Source organism: Pseudomonas sp. SED1 (assembly GCF_034044025.1).
Lineage (GTDB): Bacteria > Pseudomonadota > Gammaproteobacteria > Pseudomonadales > Pseudomonadaceae > Aquipseudomonas.
Map to the genome: position 1 here is coordinate 41,060 of NZ_JAXCIS010000021.1, position 7,963 is coordinate 49,022.

The 7,963-nt window shown below is 61.3% G+C and carries 7 protein-coding genes; 3 read left to right on the top strand and 4 right to left on the bottom strand.

The window, feature by feature from the left end:
- Window position 1: 1 nt before the first annotated feature.
- On the bottom strand, window positions 2–1,561 hold the full coding sequence (locus SNL23_RS02820; RefSeq protein ID WP_076016257.1) for an ABC transporter substrate-binding protein: 1,560 nt from the start codon (window positions 1,559–1,561) through the stop codon (window positions 2–4).
- A gap of 389 nt (window positions 1,562–1,950) precedes the next feature.
- On the opposite strand from SNL23_RS02820, the gene SNL23_RS02825 reads away from it, so the two are divergent.
- Together SNL23_RS02825 and SNL23_RS02830 are read left to right on the top strand one after the other, a co-directional pair.
- Window positions 1,951–2,865: a LysR substrate-binding domain-containing protein gene (locus SNL23_RS02825; protein ID WP_076016258.1), complete on the top strand. Its 915-nt coding sequence runs from the start codon at window positions 1,951–1,953 to the stop codon at window positions 2,863–2,865.
- Window positions 2,866–2,891: 26 nt separating this feature from the next.
- On the top strand, window positions 2,892–4,322 hold the full coding sequence (locus SNL23_RS02830) for a serine hydrolase domain-containing protein (RefSeq protein ID WP_318301550.1): 1,431 nt from the start codon (window positions 2,892–2,894) through the stop codon (window positions 4,320–4,322).
- A 52-nt stretch (window positions 4,323–4,374) separates the two neighbouring features.
- On the opposite strand, the gene nadE is transcribed toward SNL23_RS02830, so the two are convergent.
- The 3 genes from nadE to SNL23_RS02845 are packed head-to-tail and all read right to left on the bottom strand — an operon-like array spanning window position 4,375 to window position 7,073.
- Entirely contained in the window at window positions 4,375–5,187 is an 813-nt protein-coding gene (gene nadE / locus SNL23_RS02835; protein ID WP_318301551.1) for an ammonia-dependent NAD(+) synthetase, read from the bottom strand.
- Window position 5,188: 1 nt separating this feature from the next.
- Window positions 5,189–6,415 (bottom strand): nicotinate phosphoribosyltransferase, encoded by a 1,227-nt coding sequence (gene pncB, locus SNL23_RS02840; protein ID WP_076016261.1) that lies wholly within the window; start codon window positions 6,413–6,415, stop codon window positions 5,189–5,191.
- Between the two features lie 10 nt (window positions 6,416–6,425).
- The gene (locus SNL23_RS02845) at window positions 6,426–7,073 is read right to left on the bottom strand and encodes a nicotinamidase (protein ID WP_318301552.1); all 648 of its coding nucleotides are present in this window, start codon (window positions 7,071–7,073) and stop codon (window positions 6,426–6,428) included.
- Window positions 7,074–7,220: 147 nt separating this feature from the next.
- Here SNL23_RS02845 and SNL23_RS02850 point away from each other — a divergent pair, with 147 nt between their 5' ends.
- Complete coding sequence (locus tag SNL23_RS02850) at window positions 7,221–7,928, top strand: NUDIX hydrolase (RefSeq protein ID WP_318301553.1); 708 nt, start codon at window positions 7,221–7,223, stop codon at window positions 7,926–7,928.
- The last annotated feature ends 35 nt before the right edge of the window (window positions 7,929–7,963 follow it).

The window sequence follows — 7,963 nt, forward strand, 5'->3', positions numbered from 1 at the left end:
CTCAGTTACTCCCGGTCGCAGGCACGCTGACGGTCCACAAGCGCGGCTTGGACACCGGCCAGGTGCGCAGGCCTTTCACGTAATCACGGCTGGCTGCAATCGCATTGCCGTTGTACATCGGGATCATCGGCACGTCCTTGAGCATCTGCTGATGCAGTTGGTCGAACAAGGCCTGGCGCTTGGTGATATCGCCTTCACGCTGGGCTTCACGCAGCCATTCCTGAGCTTGGGGGTTGTCCCAGACCTTGCGCGCTTCCTTGTCCTTGTTGCCGGTCATCGAGTCGAAACTCAGGGCCGGGTCGAGGCGTTCGGAGTACGGGAAAGCCATCATCTGGTAGTTACCGGTCTGGTAGCGCTCCAACTGAGTGCCCCACTCCAGGGTTTCCAGTTCCAGGTTGAGGCCGCTGGCCTTGGCCATGGCTTGCACGAACACGCCCATGTCGAAGATCGCGGCGTAACGTTTGTTGACGATCAGCTTGATCGGCTGGCCTTTATAGCCGGCTTCCCGCAGCAGCTGTGCGGTCTTGGCCGGGTCGAAATCGAAGCCCTGATTCTCGACGGCCTGATGGTAGTGGCTACCGCTGGCGACCATCGAGTTGTTGGCCTGGGAACGGCCACCGGTCAGGGCGGCGACGATTTGTGCGGAGTCCAGCGAGTGGGCGATGGCCTGGCGCAGGCGCACATCTTTCAGTAAGGGGTCGCGGGTCTGGAACAGCAATGCGTTGACCGACATGGTGCCGCTGGAGGTGACCTTGATGCCCGGGTTGGCGGCCAGTTCGGTGGCGTCCAGGGGTGTAACGTCAATCAGCAGGTCGACGTTCTTCGACAGCAACGCCGCCTTGGCCGCCGCCGGGTCGGGGATCACCAGCAGGCGTACACGGTCGAGGGTCGTGGTTTTATTGCCGGTGTAGCCATCCGGTTCTTTCTCGTCACGCGGGGTGTAGTCGGCGTTGCGCAGCAGGTCGATGTATTGACCGGGTTTCCATTCGCCCAAGCGGAACGGGCCGGTGCCGATGGGCGCTTTCCATTGGCCATCGACCACCGAGTCGGGGTGCAGTATGCCGCTGCCACCGCACTCCGGCAACGCGGTGCTGGTGAGGAACAGGCCGTTAGGCTTGTCCAGAGTGAACACCACGGTGAGTGGATCCGGGGCGCTCATGTCGACAATCTTGGCGCCGCCATGGCCGTCGAATTCCGGGGCGCAGCGCCATTGGGTTTTCGGGTCCAGGTAGTGCTTCCAGGTCCATAACACTTCGGCAGAGGTCAACGGCGCACCGTTCTGGAACTTGACTCCGCTGCGCAGATGGAAGGTGTAGCGCAGGCCATCGTCGGACACCTGCACGTCCTTGGCCAGCAGCGGGCCGACGGTGGCATCCTCACGGAAGGCCACCAGTCCTTCGGTAATGTGCAGGATGACGGCGTCGGAGTTGGTGTCACGGTTGACGCCTGGCTCGGTGCTGCGAATGTCAGCGTTCAACGCGACTCTCAACAGATTCTCGGCGTGGGCAGTGCCCATCAGCGCGGCGGACAAGGCGCCAGCCAGGATTAAAGTCTTGTTCATGATAAATGCACCTTGAATGATCCTTACGCTTGGGTTCGGACGCTGGCAGGACCCAAAAAGAGGCACGGCCGAACACCTGAATAGTTGTTGTTGTTTTAGTCGCTGATAACGGTTTGCGAATGTTCCTGGACCGATCTTATTCGCCACCCAATGAGCTTGAGAAGAACGCTCCGAGTGATCGGGCTCGGTTTATCCGATCATCAACCGTCCATGTGCCGCCCTGGGCTTACCGTACCGAGAAACCAGGGCCTGTAGCGGGAAAAAATGCGATTTCAATGATCAGAAATAATGATCGTGATCGTGCATACCGATCTGTGCGCACCTATAGTCATCAGATAAGCTGGCTGGCATTCAATGGTTTAAATGCAGCACTGACTGAGCCGACTGTCATGACCCTCACCCATCTTCGTGCGTTCTGCTCCGTGGTTGAAAAAGGCAGCTTCCGTTCTGCCGCACGCCAGCTGGATGTGGCGCAAAGCACCCTGACCCAATCGATCCAGACCCTGGAAAAGGAACTCGGGGTGGTGCTGCTGCAACGCTCCAACCAGGGCATCAACCTGACCCCCGCCGGCGAGGTGTTCCTGGCCCGTGCCCGCTCCATCACCCTCGACTGCGAACGCGCCCTGCTCGACCTGCAACCCTGGAAAGGCGAACCCGAAGGCCATATTGCCCTGGGCGTGACCTCCGAACCCTTGGCCGAATTGCTGCTGCCCGTGCTGAGCAACTTCACCCAGCGCTTCCCGCGCATGCAGGTACACGTAGCCAGCGGAACCACCAAGGGCCTGGTGGAAAAAGTCCGCGATGGCCGCCTGGATTTCGTGCTGTGCCCGCTGGCGCCGAACGTTGCTGATATCGACCTGGCCATCGACCGACTCTACAGCTCCAACGCCGGCATTATTGCGCGCAAGGGCCACCCGCAAGCCCAGGCAAAATCCGTGCAAGCCCTTACCGACTGCCAGTGGATCAGCGTGCGGCCGGCCGGCGTGGTGGGCGGTGCGGAAAACCGCTTGATCGAACTGTTCCGCACCCAAGGCCTGGCGCCGCCGAAGATCGCGATCACCACCGATTCGTTGCTGGAAACCCTGCACATCGTCTCGGAAACCGATTACCTGACCATCGAGCCGCGCATGCTGCCGGGGATGAAGCTGTTTTCCAGCGCCCTGACCACCATCGCCATCGAAGAACCGCTGGCGACGCGCGATGTGTGCCTGATCAGCCGCCGTTCATCACCGCTCACCAGCGTCAGCCAGGAGCTGACCAGCATGCTGATTTCCTATTCGCGGCTGGTGCACCGCAGCCGTTGACTCCCCTCTCCCCCACGAGCCTGTTTATGCCCATGTCCTACGATGGTTTGTCCCGCGCCAGCGCCAGCAGCGTCGGCGTTGACCCCGAGCACCTGATTGCCTTTCTCGATGAAGTGAAAGCCGCCGGCCTCGACCTGCAAGGCCTGATGCTGCACCGCCATGGCCACGTGGTCGCCGAAGGCTGGAGCTGGCCGGTGGACCCCAACGAGCCGCGGGTACTGCACTCGGTGGCCAAAAGCTTCACGGCGTGTGCCATTGGCCTGGCGCTGGATGAAGGCTTGTTGAAGCTGGATGACCGGCTGGTGGAGTTCTTTCCCGAGTTTCTGCCGGCGGATGCCGACCCGCGCCTGGCAGACATGACCGTGGAGCACCTGCTGAGCATGCGCACCGGCCACGCCGCCAACACCTCGGGCGCAGTATGGCGCGGCATCGAGACCAGCTGGATTGCCGAGTTCTTCAAAATCCCGCTGGCCTATGCGCCGGGTACCACCTACGTCTATACGAGTGCGGCCAGCTACATGCTGTCGGCGCTGATCAACAAGGTCACCGGGCAAACCTTGCACGCGTACCTCAAGCCCCGGCTGTTTGTGCCGCTGGACATCCACAATGAAAGCTGGGACATCGGCCCCGATGGCGTGAACCCCGGCGGCAATGGCTTGAAGGCACCGACCTCGGCGATGCTCAAGCTCGGTGTGCTGCATGCACAAGGTGGCGTGTGGCACGGCCACCAGGTTCTGCCAGCGGCCTGGGTTGCAGCGGCCACTCGCCCACAAGGCGGGCCGGACAGCCGCTACGGTTATCACTGGATGATGAAACCGGCACACGCCTTCAGCGCGGTCGGGGTGTTTGTGCAGATGGCGATGGTGTTCCGCGAGTACGGTGCAACGCTGGTGGTGATCGGCGGGATGAAGAATTCGGCGGAGCTGATTCCGTTTGTCGAGCGGCATTTTCCGGCGGCGTTTGGTGGTGATTGCAGCGTCGACCCAGAAGTAGATGCGCGGTTGGAGCAACGCCTGGCGAACATGGCGCAGCGGCCTGAACTGCTTTCAGTGTGCGCAGCGCCGTTGGATTTCACGGGTGTGTATCAAGTGGAACCTAACAGACTGGATGTGCAGCAAGTGGCGTTTGCCGTTGAGGGCGATGTGCTGCGCTTCCAACTGACCGACAGCACGGCCAGCCATACCCTTGAGGTGGGGATTGATTACTGGATCAGCGGCACCACCAGCATGCCGGGCCGGGCGCTGCACCACGGTTATGAATTCAAGGATGCGCAGCTCGTTGCCGGCTCGCGCTGGCTGGATGCCAGGACACTGGAGATGACCTGGATCTACCCGCAGACGGCGTTTCGCGACCGGGTAGTGTGTGAGTTTGACGGTGACCGCGTGAGTGTTGCGCGTACGGTCAACGTCAACAGTACCGGGAAGGAACAGGAAGTCTTGAGGGGTATGAAGATCTAATGCAGGAGCTGGTTTGCCGGCTCCTGCATTTTGATGTTCGTCGCTCCGGGCATTATGGAACGATAGGCAGCGCCCGCTTGTGAGCGGTCTTGAAGTAGGCGTTCTCGACAATCGTCCTCACCCGCTCACTCACCGCCTCACCCATCAGATAGCTGTCAATCTCGTCATAGCTGCAGCCATAGGCCAGCTCATCCAGCTTGCCCGGGGCCAGCTCTTCCAGGTCGGCGGTCGGCGCTTTCGTCACCAAGTGCGGTGGCCCGCCGAGGGCGCCGGCCAGCAGGCGCACCTGGGTCTTGGTCAGGGCGGACAGCGGTGCCAGGTCGCAGGCGCCGTCACCGAACTTGGTAAAAAAACCCATCAACGCCTCTGCGCCGTGGTCGGTGCCCACCACCAGGCCGTTATACAAATTCGCCACGGCGTACTGCGCCATCATCCGCGCCCGGGCCTTGACGTTGCCCTTGATAAAGTCGATGCGTTCAGCGCTGGCCTGCCCGGCAGACAGGCTGCCCATCAGCCCGTCGACGCAGGCGGCAATGTTCAGCGTCTCGATCTGGTCCGGCGCGATAAAGTCCAGGGAGGCCTGGGCGTCGCGTTCGTCCGTCTGGGTTTTATAGGGCAGGCGCATGGCGATAAACCGCGCCTCGTAGTCCTCGTTGCGCAGTTGCTCCGCCGCCAGTTGGCACAGGCGCCCGGCGGTCAGTGAGTCGACGCCGCCGCTGATGCCCAGCACCAACGCGTGGCAGCCGGACCGGCGCAACGTGCGCTTGATGAAGTCGATACGCCGTTGCAGCTCAGCGCCCTCGCCACCCTTGCCGAGCAGCCGGTTGATATTCAGTGCGTGTGCGATACGTGCCTGTGTGTGCATGTCACACCCCCAATTGCGGATTGACGTTGCTGACGTTGAACACCTGCGCCGCGTACTGCAGGAACGAGGCGTCTTCGCAGACGTTCTTGATCGGGTCATCGGAGAACTTCACCACCGGCTCGCCATGCACCCGCACCAGTTTCATCACGATGCTCAGCGGTTCTACGCCGTCCACATCGCAGGCCAGGCTGGTGCCCATGCCGAAGCCGAATTTGGCCTTGCCCCGCACGTGCCGCAGGATCGGCAGGCATTTTTCGAAGTTCAGGCCGTCGGAGAACATCAGGTCCTTGGTCATCGGGTCGATGCCCAGCTCCTTGTAGCGGGCCAGCACCTTGTCGGCCCACACGATCGGGTCACCGGAGTCCTGGCGCAAACCGTCGTACAGCTTGGCGAAGTACAGGTCGAAATCCTTGAGGAAAAAGTCGGTGCTGATGCAGTCGGTCAGGGCGATGCCCAACCGGCCACGGTATTCGCGCACCCAGTTTTCCAGCGCCGCGTTCTGGCTTTCCCGCAGCCGGCCCAGTTGCTGGTGCACCATCAGCCATTGGTGAGCCATGGTGCCGATCAGCGGCAAGTCGAATTCGTAGGCCAGGTGCGCGTTGCTGGTGCCGATGAACTGGCCGGGAAAGTCACGGCGCATGATGTCGACCACTTCGCGCTGGGCCTTGAACGACAGCCGGCGGCGGGTGGAAAAGTCCGAGACGCGCAGGTCGGCCAGTTCGTCGCGGGTGAGGTTTTTCTCCAGCCAGTCGAACTTCTGATAAAGCTTGCGGGTGACGTCTTCGAGGGTCACGTCGGGGTATTTGTCGCGGTTGCGCAGCTCGCTGACCAGGGCCAATACCGGCTGTTCGAACATGATGCAGTGCAGCATCGGGCCAACCACGCGAATGTTCAGTTGGCCGTCGATTTCACTGACGTGGATATACCGCAGGTTGAAGCGGAACAGGCCCAGGAAACGCTCGAAATCCGGGGTCAGGTACTCACGGCGCTGGTTGAACAGAAAGCGCAGCTCGCCTTCGCGCATGCTGAGGCCGGCGAGTTTTTCCAGCTCGACCCGCAGCTCGGGAATCAGGTGCCCGAGTTTCTCTTTGGAGCGGACGATGAACTGGTATTCCACATCGACATTCGGGTGCTGGTGCAGCACGGCCTGCATCATGGTGAAGGTGTAGTAGTCGGTGTCCAGCAAACCCTGGATCACACTGTTTTCGTAGTCGTATGCACTTTCCATGAGGTACTCCTTAACGCGCGGCCATCGCGGCCAGTTCTTCCCGATTGCGGGTAATCACAACACCGACTTGTTGCAGATGGTTGACCGCCTGCACGCCGCCGTCCTCGCTGATGCCACGGCACGCCGGCAGGTGCAGGATCACTTCGAAGCCGGCCTTGAGCAGTTGCAAGGCGGTGGTCTTGACGCAGTAATCCAGGGCCAGGCCGCCGACGATCACCCGCTGGACGCCCTGGGCATTGAGGTATTCGATGACGCCGGTGGAGAGTTTGTCGTGGAGGTCGTGGTAGCAGGCGCCGTAGGGGTGCAGGTCGGGCTCGACGCCTTTCCAGATGAAGTAGTCGTAGTCATAGGGCGTGGTCAGTTCGTCCAGCAAGGTGAAGCCCTCGGTGCCCGGTACGCAGTGGGCGACCCAGGTGACGTCGGCGTGCACCAGCCCGGTGGGTTGCAGCATCTCGCTGTGGTGTTGCACCACCCAGGGCGCGTGCGGGGTGTGGGCGTCCTTGCTGCCGACCCGGCGCCCGGCGAGGCTGGCCATGTAATTGAGCTCGGCGCCGATCTCGTCACCGCCGGCGACCGGCAATTCATTGGGGCACAGTGGCGTGAAGCTCTTCTGGGCGTCGACGTCGAATGAGGCGATAGCGTTTTTAGAGACGGTCATGTGCGTGTTCTCCTGTGGCCCGGATACAAACGTACACGTCATGTACTTTCATAGCAAGAAACATTTATTTACCTAGCCTGGATCGAGTACACGACATCGCCGTTTGATCCGTTAGACTGTGCCCTACCGCTGCCAACAGGACCCGACATGCCAGACCACGCCCCCACCCTTAGCACTTACCTGCATACCGTCGACTTGTGCGTGCTGTTCTATTGCCGTGCCTCCGGGGAGTTGAAGATCTTGCTCAACCAGCGCGAAGCCGAGCCCTTCGCCGGGCACTGGGCGTTACCGGGCGTGGTAGTGAATGGCGGCGTGCAAGATCTGAGCCTTCAGGATGCCGTGGAGCGGTTGCGGGCCAGTGACAAAGTCGGACTGGCGCTGGCCTGGTATGAGCAAGTGGGGACGGTGGGCGATGCGTTTCGCGATCCGCGGTGCTGGTCGTCGTCAACCTATTACCTGGCGATTGTGGCTGACGAGGTGACGCTGGCTGGGCATCAGCGGTGGTTCTCGCTGGATGCGGTGGCGGCAGGCGCGGTCAAGTTGCCGTTCGATCACAACGCGATTGTGGCGGCGGTACAGGAAAGGCTGTTTTCCAAGTCGCTGTACAGCAGCTTGCCGTTGATGTTTTTAGGCAATGAGTTCAGTGCACCGGAGGCGACCACGATCTTTTCGCTGGTGCTGGCGCGGCCGGTGCTGAAGACCAGTATTCGCCAGCGGTTGCTGAAGTTGACTGAGGCCGGCTTTTTGCGGGAGACGGGGCGCAAGAAGCATGGCGAGGGCGGACGGCCGCAGGCGACAGTGGAGAACCTGAAGCCTGGGGCGGTGTACTTCTTTGATCGCAGTTTTGCCGAATAAGACCAAGCACCCTTCCCTGGGCAATGAAGATCAAA